This is a genomic window from Labrenzia sp. THAF82, from assembly GCF_009363435.1.
In the GTDB taxonomy this organism is placed as follows: Bacteria; Pseudomonadota; Alphaproteobacteria; order Rhizobiales; family Stappiaceae; genus Roseibium; species Roseibium porphyridii.
Genome location: NZ_CP045354.1, coordinates 957,660 through 974,714, shown reverse-complemented (window position 1 = coordinate 974,714; position 17,055 = coordinate 957,660). Strand labels below are relative to the sequence as shown.

Sequence of the window (17,055 nt, the reverse complement as noted above, 5' to 3'; positions counted from 1 at the left end):
CCTCCAAAAAGGTATTGCGAGCCCAGACATGTCCGAATTCGTCACCATTTTTGAAATGGGTCCTCGTGACGGCCTTCAGAACGAAAAAGTGTTCGTGCCGACGGCTCACAAAATCGAGCTGGTCGACCGGCTTTCCACTTGCGGGTTTCGCAAGATCGAGGTGACCAGTTTTGTCAGCCCGAAATGGGTTCCGCAAATGGCCGATGCGCAAGACGTCATGGACGGGATCTATCGGCATCCTGCCGTGGTCTATTCGGTCCTGACACCGAATGTAAAGGGCTACACCGCCGCCCGGAAAGCTTCGGCGGATGAAGTCGCGATATTCGGCTCCGCATCCGAGGGTTTTTCGAAGAAGAACATCAACTGCTCCGTGGCGGAGAGCATCGAACGTTTCAAACCTTTGCTCGAGAAAGCCCACCATGACGAGATGCCCGTTCGCGGTTATGTTTCCTGCGTAACCGACTGCCCCTATGACGGGCCGACACCACCTGAAAAGGTTGCTGAAGTTGCCGGCGCACTATTCGAGCTTGGCTGTTACGAAATTTCTCTTGGCGACACGATCGGTGCCGGAACGCCGGAAACAATCGGCAAGATGCTTGATGCTGTGCTGGACCGAGTGCCGGCCGACAAACTCGCCGGGCATTATCACGACACCAAAGCCCGGGCCCTTCAAAACATCAGTGTAAGCCTGGAAAAGGGTCTTCGGACCTTTGACAGCGCGATTGGCGGCCTCGGCGGTTGCCCGTATGCGCCGGGAGCCAAGGGCAACGTCGCGACAGAAGCCGTTGTTGACCTGATGGAAAGCAATGGCTTTGAAACGGGCATCCGCCGCGACCTGCTGACTGAAGTTGCCAAATATGCACAGAACCTTAGGAGCACGGACACATGAGATATGAGACCCTGTCGCTCTCAGTTGACCAACGTGGCGTTGCAACACTCAAACTGAACCGGCCAGAGAAGCACAACGCGCTGTCCGCTACCATGATCGACGACTTGAGCGCCGCAGCCAAGCATCTGGGGTCCGACAACAGTGTTCGTGTTGTTGTCCTCACGGGCGCCGGCAGCAGTTTTTGTGCCGGGGGTGATCTCGGCTGGATGCGCGAGCAATTCGAAGCGGACCGTGAGAAACGGATGGCCGAGGCGCGTAAACTTGCCATGATGCTAAAAAGTCTCAACGAAATGCCGAAACCGTTGATCGGCCGCGTACAGGGTCAGGCCTTTGGCGGCGGCATCGGTATGATGAGTGTCTGCGACACGGTTGTCGTTGTTGAGAGCGCAAAGTTCGGACTAACCGAAGTGCGTCTTGGCCTCATCCCGGCAACCATTAGCCCTTATGTTTTGGCGCGCATGGGCGAGGGCAAGGCGCGTAGGGTCTTTATGTCTGCCCGCATCTTTGGCGCGGAAGAAGCGGTTTCTCTCGACCTTGCGAGGATCGTCGTTCGAGAGGCAGATCTGGACGCTGCAGTGGAGCGGGAAATAAAACCCTATCTTTCGGCAGCTCCGGCGGCCGTCGCAGCCTCAAAGGCACTTGCCCGATCTCTCGGATCTGACATCAGCGAAGCCGTGATCGAAGACACGGTGCGAAGACTGGCAGACACATGGGAAACAGAGGAAGCCCGAGAAGGCATATCTGCGTTCTTTGAAAAACGGAAACCAACATGGACCGTCACTTGACGGTCCAGCTTCAGCTACCGCCGCGTCTTGCGTGTTCGATCAACGCCGCAATCCGGGCAACCTGTTTTTCTTCAATCACGGGCTCGTCTTCCGGCGCACCACCATACATGCGCTCTCGCTTACGCCGGATCTTCTTGCGCTGAAAGTCGCTGATGCCATCAGGAAGCTCCATTCCAGCCCGGTCAATACTGATGAGCACGCGCTGCAGGTCCGGAATAAGCTCCGACGAAATTGTGAAAGTCGCACTGTCGTTGCGTTTGAAAACGAGCGTTTTTGTGCTTTCCGCGCCGTTCAGCAACACAGCCTTGCGCGGCCCTGCCGACCCGATAGTCGACTGAAACCAGGCAACCCAGCCGGAAGCCTGCCAATGCTTGATTTCGATCGATTTCACATCTTCGTAAGGAACACGAACACGCAAGCCGAATTGCGTGAATTCAAACCCATTGCCAAAAAAGCGGACCCAGGATGTTTCCTGCCGCACGGCAACAGTGAAAAACACCATCGACAGGCACGCGGGCAACAGACACATCAGCGCCAACAGCGCTGCGGCCCCACTCCAGACACTCATTCCGATGAATGCGAGCGGAAAAAAAACAACGCCAAACCCGAATCCGATTGCATCCAGTACCGGAATTGCAGGTCTGGAAATCGGTTTAACAGCACCGGACGGCATCGTTGGACGCGGCAGAGCAGCATAAATGCCGGCCCCGGCGACAAAACAGAGCAAGCTGCTCAGGATGGACATGAAAAAGTATCCACCGACCACACCCAGCAGGCAGAGCGCCAAGGGCACGATGCGGCGAACGAATTCAAGTTTTGCTGTTTTGCCCAACCCGTTCTCCACGTTGCCAGACAGTGAAACTGATTTAAGCTGGAAGACTTACTGATTCTTCTATTGAATCAATAGTTGGTTTCCAAATCAACAATCAGGAAAAGCTATCCAAAACCAATCGCGGGAACTGGTGAACACCACAATTCCAAAATCAATAAATGTCGTTTGAATTCAGAAGATTGTCGGTCTGAGAAAGGGTCAGGACGCTTTCATCTCAGGTTCGTCGAAACTGAACATCCCGCGCGACTTTCCAAATTTTGGCGCGTCGATTTGCAAGAATCGATGCATGACACTGTCAATATCTTCGGGCGTGAAGGGCTTCTGCAGGAAACCGGAGATGCCGACGAAGGCCGCAGATCTTTGCAGGTAAGAGGTCTCATTGGTCGACATCATGTAGACACCGACTTTGCTGGACAGATCGCGAATAGATCCGGCAAGCTCAAGCCCGTCGGCACCTGGCATGTGAAAGTCCGTCAGCACCAATTTGAATTTGCCGGATCTCATCGCTTTGATCGCTGACTGTGCGCCATCTGCTTCTGAAATGTCGAAGCTGAACCGACTGCCTTCCAGGATCTTGCGCGTCATTTTTCGCATCGTCGCGGAATCATCGACAATCAGGATCGGACAGGCGGTCCCCATCTTGATTTGAGTCGCAACGAGGTTGGATACGTCGTCCTGATGAAATGGCTTCTTCAGAAAATGGTAAGCGCTGTTTCGCCGCAAACTGACTTCGGCCTGCTCGTCCAGACTGTTGGACATGGCCACAACAAGACATTTGTCGGACTTCGTACCCCTTATTGAAGCAACCACTTCCGGTCCGCTCAGGCCCGGCAGATTGACATCGATGAAAGCAAGATCGATCTGTTTTTGCTTGAGAACCTCAAGTGCAGCCAGCCCGTTGTTGACGATGTCGACCTCGATATACCGTTTGGAACGGTGAACGTTGATGCCATCATTAACCACATCACGGGCAATAGAGCTGGCATCAGCGACCAAAATGCGGATCATTTTGTGAAGCAATGTCTATTACCTTTACATGCTCAGTCATCCGCACCTTGCGGACCTGTCGAATTTGACAATTAAAATAGCTGAACAATTGTATATTTTCAGTTACTCAATCCTAAGCACAAATTACAACCTAAGATATACTAATCGAATACACGTTCTAAATGGATGAGCGGATTGAAAAATATAGAATATTTTCTTATTTGCGAGAAAACTTCTTCAATTTGTACGACAAAAAACTCGATTATTACCAAGGCTGGACATACCCTCGGTTGCCGCACACACTGTTCACTCAGTGAGCGGAACCTCTTCCGTGTGTTCGTCAGGCTGTTCAAATTCTGCGTGTTTCCCAAAGATGTCACGGGTCACACCGGACGCGTGCATTCGTGCAATTTCTGAATTGACTGTCTTCAAAAACGCTCTGCTGACCGCGCTGTCATGGCAAACGAACGTAATGGGAAATCTCAACGTATCCGGCGCAACCGGACTGACATGCAGCGCATCCGGCCTGTCAAGATCTTCCAAAGCAAGGGCAGTATCCGGATGGTGTCCCAAAAAAGCGTCAATCCGGTCCAGCTCCAGCATCCTGATCAATTGTTCTTCAGAGGCGATCGGAACATACTGGTCGGAATTTTCTCCAAGAAAATGCACCGCACCCGAACCACGAATATAGCCAACACGTTCAGGCCGGAAATCAGCAAGCGCTGCTCCAGTTGCTTGTCGCTTTGCCGTATAAAGCCGCAAGGAGACGATATCCACTGTGTCGGACGTTCCGAATCTCGAGGCTACCGTGTCCAGTTTGAGTGCACGAATGTTTGACGGAAAGATGCAGGATTGCTGGTCCTGTCTGAACAGGTTGCTTGCACGCAGCAAAGGTGCCGACTTCCGTTCTATCGCCAATCCTGTTCGATCGAACAAAACCTCCAGAAAACGATCATATTGTCTGCCGCTGTCTTCCGTCAGGCGATGCGGGAGGTAGTACATATAAAGCGTCAGGCTGTCGGAAGCGTTTGCCGGGGTCTTGCCAAGCAAACAAGCAAGACCAAGGACGAACAAGGACAGTCGGCACCAGCGTCTTTCCCGTCGACAAATCATACTCGATACTGCCCGGCGCACGGACAACATGCAAGACACGCCCCTTGGCGCACGATTTCTTGGCCCCTGCAGGCACTTCTCTTTGACAAATAACGACATTTTTCAGCTCGAGCTCAAAGCTCGTGTCTCCGGCACAGACCGTTACCAAAATCTTCGGACTAAGCATGTGGAAATCTGGTGCTGCTGAAGGGACTCGAACCCCCGACCCCATCATTACGAATGACGTGCTCTACCAACTGAGCTACAGCAGCACTTGCTTGCAACCAACAAGCCGCGCGCATTGCGCGATCGCACCCGATTTCCTCGGGTGGGCCGCTAATTACCGGAGCTTGGCATCATATGCAAGAGCCTAAAACCAGCTCTTTTCCGGATCATCACATCTTCCCGAAAAGCGCCGGGACTGTGAAGTCTGCTGAAAGAAACCTGAGGCCAACAGACATATCAGGCAATTGATCAGCGAGCCCGGAGTTTAGTTGAAAAACCGGGGTCGCGTGGTCTTGGCCGCCTTTTTGTCGTCGTCGTCATCATCATCAGGACCGGGATCATCCGGCATTCTGGACAACGGAAACTCGATAGGCCGATTGAGGTCTTCCTTGTCCAGATCTGGCTCGGCCGCATCCGCCTTGGGCTTTTCGGGCTCTTCGGTTGCATCGGCATCGACCGCAACAACCTTCTTATTGTCGTCTTCTGCGCCAGCACCTGCTTTGTCATCGGATTTTTCCGGTGCCTTTGGTCCTTCAGATTTGGTCGCAGAAGGCGCCGGTGCCGCGGCAGAGGACGTTGCTTCAGGGAGGTCCTTCAAAGCCGGACTATATTTGACATCGTCTGTCGTGCCTTCGTAGCCCTGTTTTCCGGCCTTTGCTTTTTCACCCGACGAAACATCTGCGGTTGCTTCCGCACTATCGTCAGCTTGCGTTGGTGCGCCGGCAAACTGGCTGTCTTTGGAAACGGGCTCAGCTTCAAGATCCACCGCGGCCGTTTCTGAGACAATTTCAACCGGCGGTGAAACAGGTTCAGAGTCTGCCATCGACGCCGCGGGCGCCAGTGCAGGTGCCTCGAACAGGCTATCCTCAAGAACATCGCCCGCTTCTTCACCGAAGTTTCCGGTCGTGGTCCATTCGAATGCGTCCAACCGTCCGGTGACCGGCGAGACAGCCTGCCAGTCGGCAGAAACGATGCCGTCAGCGACCCAAGCCTTGTCCATCGGTGCATTGACGGCACGCGCCAACCAGTCGCGCATGCGTCCCTTGTCGCCGCTTTCGGTCTCTTCAAGTTCCGCCATGGCAAGAAACGCCTTGCGGGTCGGTTCACTCTGGAGAGCTTTCTTCAGTTGCTTGCGGGCTTCTTCGAACTCACGCGCTTCCATTGCGGCCTTGGCAATGGCCATGGCGCCTTCGGGCGTATTGGCGCGTTGAGCTGACAGCGCCTTCACGCGCTTAAGCCGATCTACAGCTGTGTCACCCGTGCGCACATGGGCATATGTCTCGGCAAGATCTGGGTGCGGAAACAGGCGCCAGGTCGCCTCCAAAACCTTTGAGGCCTTCCGAATATCGCCCCGCCGCGTCGCGAGGCGCGATGTCAGAACCGAAGCTGGCACAAGATCCAACGCAAGTCCGTGCGCTTCCTTGGCCAGGGAATATGCCCGTTCGGGTTCACCATCTTCAAGCTTCTGGGCAAGCGCTGTCAGGATGACAGCGCGTTGACGCCGATACGTCTTCTTGTCCATCAACTTCGCAGCATAATTGCGCTCCAGGGTCTTCAAGGCTTCGTCCCAATGATGAGCAACTGCCTGGTAGCCAAGTACAGCCTTGCCGGCCCACTCCAGTCCAGGTGATGTCTTCGCGGCTTCCTCGGCATAGTGACGTGCTGCAATCGGTTCTCTGTGGCGTTCGGCTTCCACGAAGAGCCCATGCAGCCCAAGTGCTTTTGTCGACGGATCGTCCAACATGGCTTCGAACCGCTGCCGTGCCTCGTCATCCTTGCCGGCCAATTGTGCGGTTTGGGCAAGCAAGAGCTTCGTCGCCGGCTCCTCAGAAAGAAGTTTATCGGCATCGACGCCGAAACGGCGCGCCAGTTTCGCGTTGCCGGTCCCAAGCGCAATAAGACCTTGAGACAACGCGCTATAGCCCTTGTCCTTGCGCCTGCGCTGAAAGAAGCGGCTCGCAATGACAGGCGATTTGAGGATCACGCGGATGATCCAGACAGCAAGGAGGAAAACTGCCAGAAGCACACCCACCACGACAGCTGCGACCGCTGGTGTCTGTTGCCAAACGATCGGAACCCTTTCAGGGTCCGGGCTTGTCCACTGGATGGATACCATCCCCGGCACATCCGCGAGCCACGCAAAGCCCAATGCGACGAGAAACACAATTATGAAAAAGCCGAGGACCCGAATCATGAAAGTCGCTCCCGAGGATTATCGGTCGAAACCGGTCGTGTATCGTTTATTCCGGCAAGCAGCAGCTGCCGGTCAGCTTTCTTTGTTGGCAAGCGCATTGAGCACTTCCTCTGAGGCTTTGTTGGTCAGGTCATCGACTTCAACACGGGCCTGAGCCCGTGCCACCCAGGTTGCCGCTACGGACTGAGCATCAGCAGGTAGCTCCTGATATGCAGCTATTGCCGCTTTCAGATCGCCCTGGCTGACCGCAGTATCCATCCTGTGCAATGCAGCCTCTGGCCCACTCCCCTCTCCATCACCAAGGCCGCGCACACTGACGATCGATCTGGCGCTGGACAGGAGGTTGTCAATCACGTCGCCGGTGCGGTCCGGTTCTGCAAATGTCTGGTAGATCTTTTGCGAGACAGGTGGGAACTGGGCAATAAGAACAGCAACCGGCTCAACCCCTTTTGACGCATGCGCCTCAAGCGCATTCAGATCAATATCCGACGGCAAGCCGGCCTTCACTGCCGCCAGCTCGGTTTCATAGGGACGACCGGAATCGACGGCTAATTTCAAAGCTGACACAGAAAGTGCACGGGCAGCAACTTCACGGGCCGTGGCATCTCCCATGGTGGCTTCGACCGCGGCAAGACGCTTGGACATCGCTTCCAGTTCAGATCTGATGGTTTCCATTGCCGAATTGTTCGCACTGCCGACTGACTTGATGTCCGCCGAAAGGCTGGACAGTGTTTCCGTTGCGCGCGCCTGGCTGTCGGCAAGGGTCTTCAACGAGACGTCGGACGTGGAGACGGCGGTTTGAGCGGCCATGGCTGTCGCCGCAGTGTTGTCCAGCTGCGTCTGCAATTCACCGAGCGACGTCTTCAGTTCACCCAATTGAGTGTCCAGACCGGACACTGATCCGGACAGTTTTTCCGCCTCAGAAGATGACGAGCTTGTTGCTGCTTCCAGCTTCTCAAGACGGTCTTCAATTGGCTTGACGTCGACCGGCGACGAACCGCTTGGGGAATTCTCCAATGCCGACACACGATCCTGCAGGGGTGTCAGATCAACTGCGGCGCCTCCACCGCCAACAACGCTGACGGAAGCCACTTCGCTTTTTAGACTCTCAAGCTCCTGCTTGAGCGCATCGACTGCTGACCCGGCATCGGTAGATGTGGCCGATACTGCATCTTCGAGCTTGCCTTCAATCGCGGCAACTTTACCCTCGAGCGCTGACAGGGCGCCGCCCGCATCGGACCCGGCAGCGCTCGACGTGATCTCGCCAAGCTTCTGTTCCAGATCTGCGATCTTGCTTTCCGCTGCCGACAACGCACCGGCAACCTGCTGATCCTGCTCGGGCGTCAACTTCAAAATGCCGGCCTGGTGAAGTCCAAAACCACCGCCGAGCACGATGATGCCACCGATCACGGCAGCAATCAGAACACCGAATGCGCCGACACCGCCGCGGTCTTCCGCTGCTGGTGGACTTGAAAATGTTGTGGAACCGGTTGCCTGCGAAGAACTGGACGAAGAGCTGCTGCGGCTCGCACCGGTAGACGTGCCACTTGCCGGCGTGGAAGGTTTAGCTGCCGTTGAGCCAGTCGAAGGCTTGGAAGCCGAACTTGAACCTGAAGACGGAGCGCTCGCGGACGTCGTCCCGCCTTTGGGTGAATTATGAGAAGATCCTGCTGTGGAACTGCCCGGTTTCGCGCCTTTGGATCCAGCTGCAGAGGACGCAGAGGTTCCGTATTTGGCCGCAGAAGACGTCGCACCCGAAGTACCGCCGCTGCTTGACTTAGGGCTTGTCGGCGATGTGCTCCCGGCTGCACCGCTCTTTGGCGCTGCAGACGTGCTTCCTGCGGATTTGGCATCCACTTTTTCGGCCTTTAGATCAATGGTCACCGGACGCTTCGAACCAGCTGAGGACGCGCTTGTGCTACCTGAAGAGGATTTGGCAGCGCCTTTTTCCCCGGCAGCGCCATCGCCTTTGGACCCGCTTCCGCCTGAAGAGGATGTCCCGTCAGAAGATTTCTTGTCCGTCGCCATTTCGATTCCTCCTGAACCCAATCGGTTCCAAGATCTTCACTATACACACCTCTTTGCGAAGCGGTACCACTGCGCCAAAGTCTTTTGCGCGCTGCAAAAGAACGACTCTCCCGGATCTGGTTAACACTCCGCTAACGCCAGATCCAGCAGGGCTTTTTCATTTGGTGCGTCTGCGACATGCACCTTCATCATCTTAGAGATTGGCTCCGCAGCCTGCTGCGAAATGGCGTAAACTGGCAAACCGGAAAAATTGTGTTCAAGACCTTCCGATACGATCAGGTCTTGCAGCACTTCTGCAGTTCGCCTCGAATATACGAGAATGCGATCCGTACGCCTCTGCCTGACGGCACTGAGTGCATCGACCGGAAAACCTGCCACCGGCTCCATGGCATAAACAACTGAAAGACGGCACTCGATGTCCATCTTGGCCAGCAATCCGACGAGGTCTCCCGCTCGGTCGGCAGCAGCTGGATAAAGCAGTTGCCGACCGGAAATCTCTGCTTTGTGGCTACAAACCAAATTCGCGAGCGCCTCAAGATCTCCACCGGCAGTGAAGACACGTTTAAAACCAGCAGAACGGCAAGCTCCAGCAGTGGCCTCACCCACAGCAAACACAGTGAGTTTGCGTAGCAGCTCAATTTCTGTGTGGTGAGATAGAACCGCAACGGAACGGCGGCTTGTTACGGCAAGTGCAGCAACCGTCTGCAAGCCGAACGATGCAGGCGGACACGAGCGAAACTCCAGTAGCGGCGCCTCCACGGCAACATGTCCTGCAGCCCGCAATTTGTCTGCGGTTCGTCTGCAATCCGGTTGAGGGCGTGTTACCAGAAACCGCATCGCCCTGTTAGTGATCCGCCAGAAAACCGGGGCCCATTTTGGCTTTCAACGCTTCCCCCGCAGTCCGGCCGATTTCAACAGCGTCCGACACGTTGCCTTCGTTGGTTGTCTCATGCATCTCGGAACCATCCGGCTTCAGCACAACGCCTTTGAAATGCATAACCCCATCGGCAATCATGGCAAGTCCGCCAATCGGTGTCCGGCAGGACCCGTCAAGAACGGCCAGGAAAGCCCGTTCAGCATCCAGCCGGTGTTGTGTTTCCGGGTCATGGATCGCGGCCAGCATGGCAAGCGTTGCCTCGTCTCCCTCACGGCTTTCTATGCAGATCGCACCCTGTCCGACAGCAGGCAGAAATTCATCGGTTTCCAGAAGGCTGGTGATCTCTTTCTCAAGCCCTAGCCGTCTCAAGCCGGCAGCTGCAAGCAGCGTCGCATCGACTGCGCCTTCTGCCAGTTTGCGCAAACGCGTTTGCAGATTGCCGCGATACATCACCACTTCCAGGTCCGGCCGCAGCCGCTTGATCATGGCCTGACGGCGCAAGGAACTCGATCCAACCACAGCTCCTTGCGGCAAATCGGTGAGGGTTTCGGCCTTTGGCGACAAAAACGCATCTCGCACATCTTCGCGAGGCAGGAACGCCGTCAAAGCCAGCCCGTCGGGTAGCACGGTCGGCATATCCTTGGAAGAATGCACGGCGATATCGATCCGCCCGTCAAGCAATGCTTCCTCGATTTCCTTGGTAAAGAGGCCCTTTCCGCCCACTTCTGACAGCGGCCTGTCCTGGATCTTGTCGCCTGAAGTCTTGATTACGACGATCTCAAAAGCATCTTCACCAAGCCCGTGCACCGTCATGAGCCTTTCACGGGTCTCGTGTGCCTGTGCCAACGCCAACGCGCTTCCTCGGGTTCCAATGCGCAAAGGATTTGTTTGCAAGATTTACCGTCCAGATGTTACGCCCGGCATTCCGTCGCAGGGCACGTTATTTTGTCTGATCGAATGACCTATCACAGGCCGCAGCTGAAAAACCAATGACTTCAGTCAAGAAAAACAACAATACGGCCACTCTAACCGTTCTGGGAATCGAAACCAGCTGCGACGAAACAGCTGCGGCGGTCGTAACGGGTCCGGGAGACAGAAAAATCCTGTCGAACACGATCCGCTCGCAGATTGACGAACATACGGCCTTTGGTGGCGTTGTTCCCGAAATCGCGGCGCGCGCCCATATCAACATTCTCGACCGGATCATCGATGAGGCAATGCAACAGGCCAGCTGTGACTGGGATGACATCGACGCAGTTGCGGCAACGGCCGGGCCCGGCCTGATCGGCGGTGTCATTGTCGGTTTCATGACCGCCAAGGCAATTGCCATGGCAGCCGACAAACCACTGGTTGGCATCAATCATCTGGAAGGGCACGCGCTCACCGCCCGATTGACCGACAATCTGGAGTTTCCATTTCTGCTGCTCCTGGTGTCAGGTGGCCATAGCCAGTTTCTACTTGTCCGTGGTGTTGGCGATTATGAACGGCTTGGCACCACAATCGACGATGCGATTGGCGAAGCTTTCGACAAGACCGCCAAGTTGCTCGGCCTTCCTTACCCGGGAGGGCCTCACGTTGAGAAAATGGCAAAACGGGGAGATGTCACTCGTTTCAGGTTGCCGCGCCCCCTGCTCGACCGACCAGGGCTGGATATGTCTTTTGCGGGCTTGAAAACCGCGCTGCGGACACAGGCCAAAAAACTGGAACCGATCGATGACCAGACCGTCGCCGATCTTTGCGCGGCTTTTCAACGTTCCGTTTCCGATGTTCTTGCAGCCCGGACCAAATCCGCTCTTGCGCTTTTCAGCGAAAAACACCCGGACGCCGAACCAGTCATCGTGGTTGCCGGTGGCGTTGCTGCAAATCAGGAAATTCGCGAAAGTCTGCTTTCGGCAGCCCAGGCTTCAAATGCCCGCTTCGTGGCACCACCCATGTCGCTATGCACAGACAACGCAGCGATGATTGCCTGGGCCGGCATCGAACGCCTGCAGCTCGGTCCGATTGACGACATGGCGCTTTCACCTCGTCCGCGCTGGCCGCTGGACAGCGCTAACGCCGGTGTGCTTGGTGCAGGAAAAAAAGGGGCCAAGGTCTGAAATCTCGGCAATGAAGACCACCTTGATCGCCTCTCGGAATGTGGGCTGTGAGGGTCCCGCTGAAACTTGCTCTTTAGAATGTCGCCGGAGCCTGATAGGAAACTTCAGCTCTGCAAGACGGATCCCATTTGAATGCGCGTCTACCACAAGGCTTATGTATACCTGACCTGCGGGACGGACCTTCTGGTCTTCAATGAACCTGACACGCCGCATCTCGGCCTTCAGGTTCCCGGGGGTACCGTGGATCCTGGCGAGAGCTTTTTGAAAGGAGCCATGCGCGAGTTCGCCGAGGAAACCGGACTGACGCTTGACGCAGCCTTTGATCATTTTTCAGATCAGGACCTGCCCTTTGAAACCTTTCCAAAGGTCGGCCAGTTTCTGGCTCCACCGAACCGCCCGTTGAAGGGCCGCCACATTCGCCGCAACTATCATGTCACGCTTTCAACGCGGCCCAAGGAGAAGTGGGAGCATTTCGAGATGTTTCCAAGCAGCGGAGGAGATCCGATTCGTTGCCATTTTTTCTGGATTGATCTCTTTGGCGCAGAGGCGATGACTGAGGAGACTTTTTTTGCAGCATTCGGCGCTCCGCTCTCCCTGCTTCGCAAGCGTTTAGCGCCTCTGCAAGACGCAGCCTAAGCCTTCTTGGAGCCGGAGGACGCGGTCATGCAGATCTACCACAAGGCGTATGTTTATCTGACCTGTGGGCCGGAACTTCTGGTGTTTATCGAGCCTGACCATCCCAATCCGGACCTGCAAGTGCCAGGAGGCACACTCGATCCCGGCGAAAGCTATTTGCAGGGTGCCAGACGCGAGTTCGTCGAAGAGACAGGACTTTCATTGGATATCGCGCTCGAATCGTTCGCCGACCAAGACCATATCTTCGAAAATGTTCCCAATTGTCTCGACGGACTGCATCGGCGGCGACATTTCCACGGCCGTATCCTGCAAAAGCCGGCAGTGGAATGGGAACATTATGAAATGACCCCGAGCACAGGCGGCCCGCCGATCCGGTTCCGCCTGTTCTGGCTCGACTTGTTTGCCGACGATGCGCCCGCCGAAACCCGGTTCTTTCAAGGTTTTGGAGCGCAGCTTGAAACACTACGGACGCGCATGGAAAGGCAGAGCAATGGGCGCCATTAAGACGATTGGCGTCATCGGCGGTGGCGCTTGGGGAACCGCCCTGGCCCTCACGGCAGCCCGCTCCGGCAGCGATGTGCGCTTGTGGGCACGTGATCCGGGCATTGTTTCTGATATTCGATCCCGCAGGCAAAACAGCCGATATCTGCCCGGCATCACGTTCGACGAAGACCTGAACGCGACCACGTCGCTCGAAGATGTCGCCGGCGCGGACGCTTTGCTGTTGGTCACACCGGCGCAAACAACACGTGCGATCCTGGCAGCGCTCAAGAAAACCGGCAGGGCGCAAGGACCTGTCGTCCTCTGCGCCAAGGGTATCGAGCAGACCTCCGGCAAGCTTCTGTCCAAAGTCCTCAGCGAAGAACTTCCGGGCGCAGAAGCTGCGGTGCTGTCGGGTCCGAGTTTTGCTGACGATGTTGCGCGTGGGCTGCCAACAGCAGTCACCGTCGCAGCAAGCTCGGCCAAAACGGCTCTGAGCCTTTGCGAATCAATGCAATCGCCATGTTTCCGTCCCTATGCGTCAATCGACATTCTCGGCGCCCAGATCGGCGGGGCCCTGAAGAATGTTCTGGCCATCGCCTGCGGCGCGGTTGTTGGCCGGAAACTCGGCGCGAGTGCCCAAGCTGCTCTGACCGCGCGTGGTTTTGCCGAACTCACTCGGCTCGGGACTGCAATGGGAGCACAATCAGAAACACTGACAGGCCTCTCCGGACTTGGAGATCTGGTACTTACCTGTTCATCCAGCCAATCGCGCAATTTCTCCTTTGGCCTGCGGTTGGGCGAAGGCTTCATGGCCTCTGAGTTGATTTCAGCTGGCGGCAAACTGGCCGAGGGAGCTTATTCGGCGCGCGTTGCCGTCAAACTCGGACAGAAACACGACATTGATGTTCCGATCTGCGAAACGGTGGCAAGAATGATCGATGAGGATTTGTCCATTGACGATGCCCTCAACACATTGATGGCAAGGCCTTTGAAACCCGAATCGGAAGTTGTTTGACGCGCGATCCTCGCCTCTGACTTCTGGGTGGAACGGCAGTACCAGCGGGTAATCGGACGGAAAATGCAGTTTTCCGTACTCTCACGCGGCATATCAGCATTGAGTTTGCAAAGCGTCGGACCTAGGTTCTGGCAAGAATTGGCAACTCGAGGTTCCCTTACATGCTTTATGCACTGATCTGCACCGACAAACCGGGTGCGCTTCAAACCCGCCTTGACAACAGAGAAGCCCATATCGGCTTTCTGAAGGCTCTCGGCAATGGGCTCAAGGCCGCTGGTCCTTTCACCGATGATGAAGGCAACATGACTGGTTCGTTGGTGGTTATTGAAGCCGCCAACCGTGACGAAGCGCTGGCGATTTCGGAAGAAGATCCATATGCCAGGGCCGGCTTGTTCGAAAGTGTGGAGATCCGCCCATGGAACTGGGTGATCAAAAATCCGGAGGCATCTTAAGTGCAATACTGGCTGATTAAGTCCGAGCCCGACAAATGGTCCTGGGACCAGCAAAAAGCCAAGGGTGACGCCGGCGAAGAATGGGACGGCATCCGGAATTACCAGGCACGCAACAACATGCGCGCCATGGAAATCGGCGACAAGGCCTTTTTCTACCACTCCAATATCGGCAAGGAAGTTGTCGGCGTTGTTGAAGTCTGCAGTGACATTCATCCCGACAGCACGACGGATGACCCGCGTTGGGAGTGTGTTGATTTCAAAGCCGTCTGCGACATTCCCCAGCCGGTGACCCTTGCCCAGGTTAAAGCCGAGCCAAGGCTTGAGAAAATGTCTCTGGTCACTTCCATGCGTCTGTCGGTTCAGCCGGTCACGGAAGCGGAATGGAAAGTCGTCTGTGAAATGGGCGGGCTGAAAGAGCCGGCCTGATATGGCCGCAATCGAGGATCCGGCCGCATTCATCTTGAGGGAAACGAAGGTCAAACCGGTTCCTCATGCGGAGGAGATCCAGCTTCATCTGGCCGATGAAGCCATGGCGTTGTGGCAAAAGACAGAAGAACAGCTCGGCGAACTTGGTCTCGCCCCGCCATTCTGGGCGTTTGCCTGGGCTGGCGGGCAAGGTCTGGCCCGCTACATTCTGGACACGCCAGAACTGGTTCGCGGCAAGAAGGTGCTCGATTTTGCCTGCGGCTCCGGACTCGTCGGGATCGCCGCCATGATGGCTGGTGCAGCATCCTGCCACTCTGTGGATGTCGACCCTTTTGCCTTTGCCGCAACCAAACTCAATGCCGCGTTGAACAACGTTTCCCTGATGCCGGAAACCGCGGATATCACAGCTTCGGGCTTGCCCGAGGCAGACATACTCTTTTGCGGTGATGTCTTTTACGACCAGCACATGGCGGCAAAGGTCCTCGCAATGCTTGAACGTGCCCTGAATGAAGAAATGCTGGTCTTTATTGGTGATCCCGGTAGATCCTATCTGCCGAAGGAGCGTCTTGAAGAACTGGCGACATTTGTTGTTCCAGTGACCGGCGCACTGGAAGACAATGAGATAAAACGGACACAGGTTTTTCGGTTCAGGGCCCTTTGAACTAGCAGCTCATATTCGATCCCGTTTTGCGCGGATCGGTTGGCAGCACAAAGATTTTCACCTTTGCCACTTTCCCTTTTGACGGCTTGCGATAGGTTAGCCGCTTGAGTGTCAAACACCTTCGGCTCGCCGTATCAGGAGTTCTAAATGCCAGTCATAAACCGTCTTGCGGACCTGTCAGATGAAATCACGGCCTGGCGCCGCGACATCCATGAAAATCCGGAAATCCTTTATGAAACCGTCCGGACCGCAGGTAAAGTGGCCGAACTCCTTGAAAGTTTCGGCGTCGACGAAGTGGCCACAGGGTTAGGCAAGACGGGCGTTGTTGGCGTGATCAAGGGTCGCAACGGTGGGGACGGCAAGACAATCGGCCTTCGTGCGGACATGGATGCATTGCCGATCGAGGAAGCAACCGGCAAAGACTATGCATCAAAGGTACCCGGCAAAATGCATGCCTGCGGCCATGACGGTCACACCGCCATGTTGCTTGGAGCCGCGAAATACCTTGCCGAGACCCGCAATTTCGACGGAACGGTTGTCGTGATTTTCCAGCCCGCAGAAGAAGGCGGCGCGGGCGCAAAGGCGATGATCGACGATGGCCTGATGACCCGTTGGCCCATCGATGAAGTCTATGGAATGCACAATTATCCAGGCATGCCTGTGGGGGAATTTGCGATCCGCAAGGGTCCGATCATGGCTGCAACGGACGAGTTCCGCATTACGATCACTGGCAAGGGCGGCCATGCCGCAAAGCCTCATATGACCATCGACCCGATTGTCGTCGGTTCAAAGATGGTGTCTGTGCTGCAAACGATTGCCAGCCGAAACGCCAATCCACTCGATTCCGTCGTTGTTTCGGTCACCGTCTTCCAGGCAGGCAATGCGTTCAACGTGATCCCGCAGGAGGTTTTCTTGCGCGGCACCGTACGCACGCTCACGCCAAAAATGCGTGACCTTGCTCAAGAGCGCATGGAAGCCATCGTCAACGGCACGGCCGAAACTTTCGGCGCGACGGCAAAGCTGGAGTTTATTCGCGGCTATCCGGTGACGGCCAATCACGACGATCAAACAGACTTTGCCGCAAATATCGCCGAAGGCATTGCCGGTGAAGGCAAGGTCGACCGCCAGATCGAACCGATGATGGGTGGCGAGGACTTTTCCTACATGCTGGAAGAACGCCCGGGCGCTTTCATATTTGCCGGCAACGGCGACAGTGCCGGTCTTCACCATCCCGAATATGATTTCAACGACGACTTGATTCCGGTCGGTTGCTCCTACTGGGTGAAGTTGGTGGAAACAGCCATGCCTACGGCGGCCTGAGAAAAAGTGTGATATGAAAGCGCCGGTTGCGACCGGCGTTTTCTCTCAGGCCCTTCT

At 55.8% G+C, this 17,055-nt stretch carries 17 protein-coding genes and 1 tRNA gene; 10 read left to right on the top strand and 8 right to left on the bottom strand.

Features of this window, described 5'->3' with window-relative positions; all coding sequences use genetic code 11:
• The first annotated feature begins 28 nt into the window (after nucleotides 1-28).
• Together FIV00_RS04795 and FIV00_RS04790 are read left to right on the top strand one after the other, a co-directional pair.
• Nucleotides 29-889, top strand: coding sequence for a hydroxymethylglutaryl-CoA lyase (locus FIV00_RS04795; protein ID WP_152499684.1), 861 nt, complete (start codon nucleotides 29-31; stop codon nucleotides 887-889).
• Nucleotides 886-1,674 carry a crotonase/enoyl-CoA hydratase family protein gene (locus tag FIV00_RS04790; protein WP_152499683.1) on the top strand — a complete coding sequence of 263 codons (789 nt, stop codon included), beginning with the start codon at nucleotides 886-888 and terminating at the stop codon, nucleotides 1,672-1,674. The genes FIV00_RS04795 and FIV00_RS04790 overlap by 4 nt, the downstream gene beginning before the upstream one ends.
• A gap of 10 nt (nucleotides 1,675-1,684) precedes the next feature.
• Here the strand turns inward: FIV00_RS04790 and FIV00_RS04785 are convergent, their stop codons facing one another.
• From FIV00_RS04785 to hemC, 8 genes are all read right to left on the bottom strand, one after another.
• Complete coding sequence (locus tag FIV00_RS04785) at nucleotides 1,685-2,506, bottom strand: hypothetical protein (protein ID WP_209006812.1); 822 nt, start codon at nucleotides 2,504-2,506, stop codon at nucleotides 1,685-1,687.
• Nucleotides 2,507-2,704: 198 nt separating this feature from the next.
• Nucleotides 2,705-3,514 carry a response regulator gene (locus tag FIV00_RS04780; RefSeq protein ID WP_152499682.1) on the bottom strand — a complete coding sequence of 270 codons (810 nt, stop codon included), beginning with the start codon at nucleotides 3,512-3,514 and terminating at the stop codon, nucleotides 2,705-2,707.
• 285 nt (nucleotides 3,515-3,799) lie between these two features.
• A complete protein-coding gene (locus tag FIV00_RS04775; RefSeq protein WP_209006811.1) occupies nucleotides 3,800-4,606 on the bottom strand; it encodes a transporter substrate-binding domain-containing protein in 807 nt (268 codons plus the stop codon).
• A gap of 175 nt (nucleotides 4,607-4,781) precedes the next feature.
• Nucleotides 4,782-4,857, bottom strand: a tRNA-Thr gene (locus FIV00_RS04770).
• Nucleotides 4,858-5,075: 218 nt separating this feature from the next.
• Nucleotides 5,076-7,004 carry a heme biosynthesis HemY N-terminal domain-containing protein gene (locus FIV00_RS04765; RefSeq protein WP_152499680.1) on the bottom strand — a complete coding sequence of 643 codons (1,929 nt, stop codon included), beginning with the start codon at nucleotides 7,002-7,004 and terminating at the stop codon, nucleotides 5,076-5,078.
• Between the two features lie 72 nt (nucleotides 7,005-7,076).
• Nucleotides 7,077-9,032 (bottom strand): COG4223 family protein, encoded by a 1,956-nt coding sequence (locus FIV00_RS04760; RefSeq protein ID WP_209006810.1) that lies wholly within the window; start codon nucleotides 9,030-9,032, stop codon nucleotides 7,077-7,079.
• A gap of 120 nt (nucleotides 9,033-9,152) precedes the next feature.
• Nucleotides 9,153-9,791: a uroporphyrinogen-III synthase gene (locus FIV00_RS04755; protein WP_173005887.1), complete on the bottom strand. Its 639-nt coding sequence runs from the start codon at nucleotides 9,789-9,791 to the stop codon at nucleotides 9,153-9,155.
• Nucleotides 9,792-9,876: 85 nt separating this feature from the next.
• A complete protein-coding gene (gene hemC / locus FIV00_RS04750; protein ID WP_152499678.1) occupies nucleotides 9,877-10,803 on the bottom strand; it encodes a hydroxymethylbilane synthase in 927 nt (308 codons plus the stop codon).
• Between the two features lie 95 nt (nucleotides 10,804-10,898).
• Between hemC and tsaD the strand changes: the two genes are divergently transcribed.
• From tsaD to FIV00_RS04710, 8 genes are all read left to right on the top strand, one after another.
• Nucleotides 10,899-12,005, top strand: coding sequence for a tRNA (adenosine(37)-N6)-threonylcarbamoyltransferase complex transferase subunit TsaD (gene tsaD / locus FIV00_RS04745; protein ID WP_152499677.1), 1,107 nt, complete (start codon nucleotides 10,899-10,901; stop codon nucleotides 12,003-12,005).
• Nucleotides 12,006-12,137: 132 nt separating this feature from the next.
• Entirely contained in the window at nucleotides 12,138-12,641 is a 504-nt protein-coding gene (locus tag FIV00_RS04740; protein ID WP_152499676.1) for an NUDIX domain-containing protein, read from the top strand.
• A 27-nt stretch (nucleotides 12,642-12,668) separates the two neighbouring features.
• On the top strand, nucleotides 12,669-13,145 hold the full coding sequence (locus FIV00_RS04735; RefSeq protein WP_152499675.1) for an NUDIX domain-containing protein: 477 nt from the start codon (nucleotides 12,669-12,671) through the stop codon (nucleotides 13,143-13,145).
• Complete coding sequence (locus tag FIV00_RS04730; protein WP_152499674.1) at nucleotides 13,132-14,139, top strand: NAD(P)H-dependent glycerol-3-phosphate dehydrogenase; 1,008 nt, start codon at nucleotides 13,132-13,134, stop codon at nucleotides 14,137-14,139. Before FIV00_RS04735 ends, FIV00_RS04730 begins: the two co-directional genes overlap by 14 nt.
• Before the next feature lie 161 nt (nucleotides 14,140-14,300).
• Nucleotides 14,301-14,591 (top strand): YciI family protein, encoded by a 291-nt coding sequence (locus FIV00_RS04725; RefSeq protein ID WP_152499673.1) that lies wholly within the window; start codon nucleotides 14,301-14,303, stop codon nucleotides 14,589-14,591.
• Nucleotides 14,592-15,017, top strand: coding sequence for an EVE domain-containing protein (locus FIV00_RS04720; RefSeq protein WP_152499672.1), 426 nt, complete (start codon nucleotides 14,592-14,594; stop codon nucleotides 15,015-15,017).
• A 1-nt stretch (nucleotide 15,018) separates the two neighbouring features.
• A complete protein-coding gene (locus tag FIV00_RS04715) occupies nucleotides 15,019-15,678 on the top strand; it encodes a methyltransferase (RefSeq protein ID WP_152499671.1) in 660 nt (219 codons plus the stop codon).
• Nucleotides 15,679-15,825: 147 nt separating this feature from the next.
• Nucleotides 15,826-16,998 (top strand): M20 aminoacylase family protein, encoded by a 1,173-nt coding sequence (locus FIV00_RS04710; protein WP_152499670.1) that lies wholly within the window; start codon nucleotides 15,826-15,828, stop codon nucleotides 16,996-16,998.
• The last annotated feature ends 57 nt before the right edge of the window (nucleotides 16,999-17,055 follow it).

Excerpts from the sequence above, each read along its gene's own strand:
- FIV00_RS04730 (WP_152499674.1), top strand. The coding sequence starts at position 13,132 with ATGGGCGCCATTAAGACGATTGGCGTCATCGGCGGTGGCGCTTGGGGA.
- FIV00_RS04710 (WP_152499670.1), top strand. The coding sequence starts at position 15,826 with ATGCCAGTCATAAACCGTCTTGCGGACCTGTCAGATGAAATCACGGCC.
- FIV00_RS04735 (WP_152499675.1), top strand. The coding sequence starts at position 12,669 with ATGCAGATCTACCACAAGGCGTATGTTTATCTGACCTGTGGGCCGGAA.
- tsaD (WP_152499677.1), top strand. The coding sequence starts at position 10,899 with ATGACTTCAGTCAAGAAAAACAACAATACGGCCACTCTAACCGTTCTG.
- FIV00_RS04765 (WP_152499680.1), bottom strand. The coding sequence starts at position 7,004 with ATGATTCGGGTCCTCGGCTTTTTCATAATTGTGTTTCTCGTCGCATTG.
- FIV00_RS04725 (WP_152499673.1), top strand. The coding sequence starts at position 14,301 with ATGCTTTATGCACTGATCTGCACCGACAAACCGGGTGCGCTTCAAACC.
- FIV00_RS04715 (WP_152499671.1), top strand. The coding sequence starts at position 15,019 with ATGGCCGCAATCGAGGATCCGGCCGCATTCATCTTGAGGGAAACGAAG.
- FIV00_RS04790 (WP_152499683.1), top strand. The coding sequence starts at position 886 with ATGAGATATGAGACCCTGTCGCTCTCAGTTGACCAACGTGGCGTTGCA.
- FIV00_RS04780 (WP_152499682.1), bottom strand. The coding sequence starts at position 3,514 with ATGATCCGCATTTTGGTCGCTGATGCCAGCTCTATTGCCCGTGATGTG.
- FIV00_RS04795 (WP_152499684.1), top strand. The coding sequence starts at position 29 with ATGTCCGAATTCGTCACCATTTTTGAAATGGGTCCTCGTGACGGCCTT.
- FIV00_RS04740 (WP_152499676.1), top strand. The coding sequence starts at position 12,138 with ATGCGCGTCTACCACAAGGCTTATGTATACCTGACCTGCGGGACGGAC.
- FIV00_RS04775 (WP_209006811.1), bottom strand. The coding sequence starts at position 4,606 with ATGATTTGTCGACGGGAAAGACGCTGGTGCCGACTGTCCTTGTTCGTC.
- FIV00_RS04760 (WP_209006810.1), bottom strand. The coding sequence starts at position 9,032 with ATGGCGACGGACAAGAAATCTTCTGACGGGACATCCTCTTCAGGCGGA.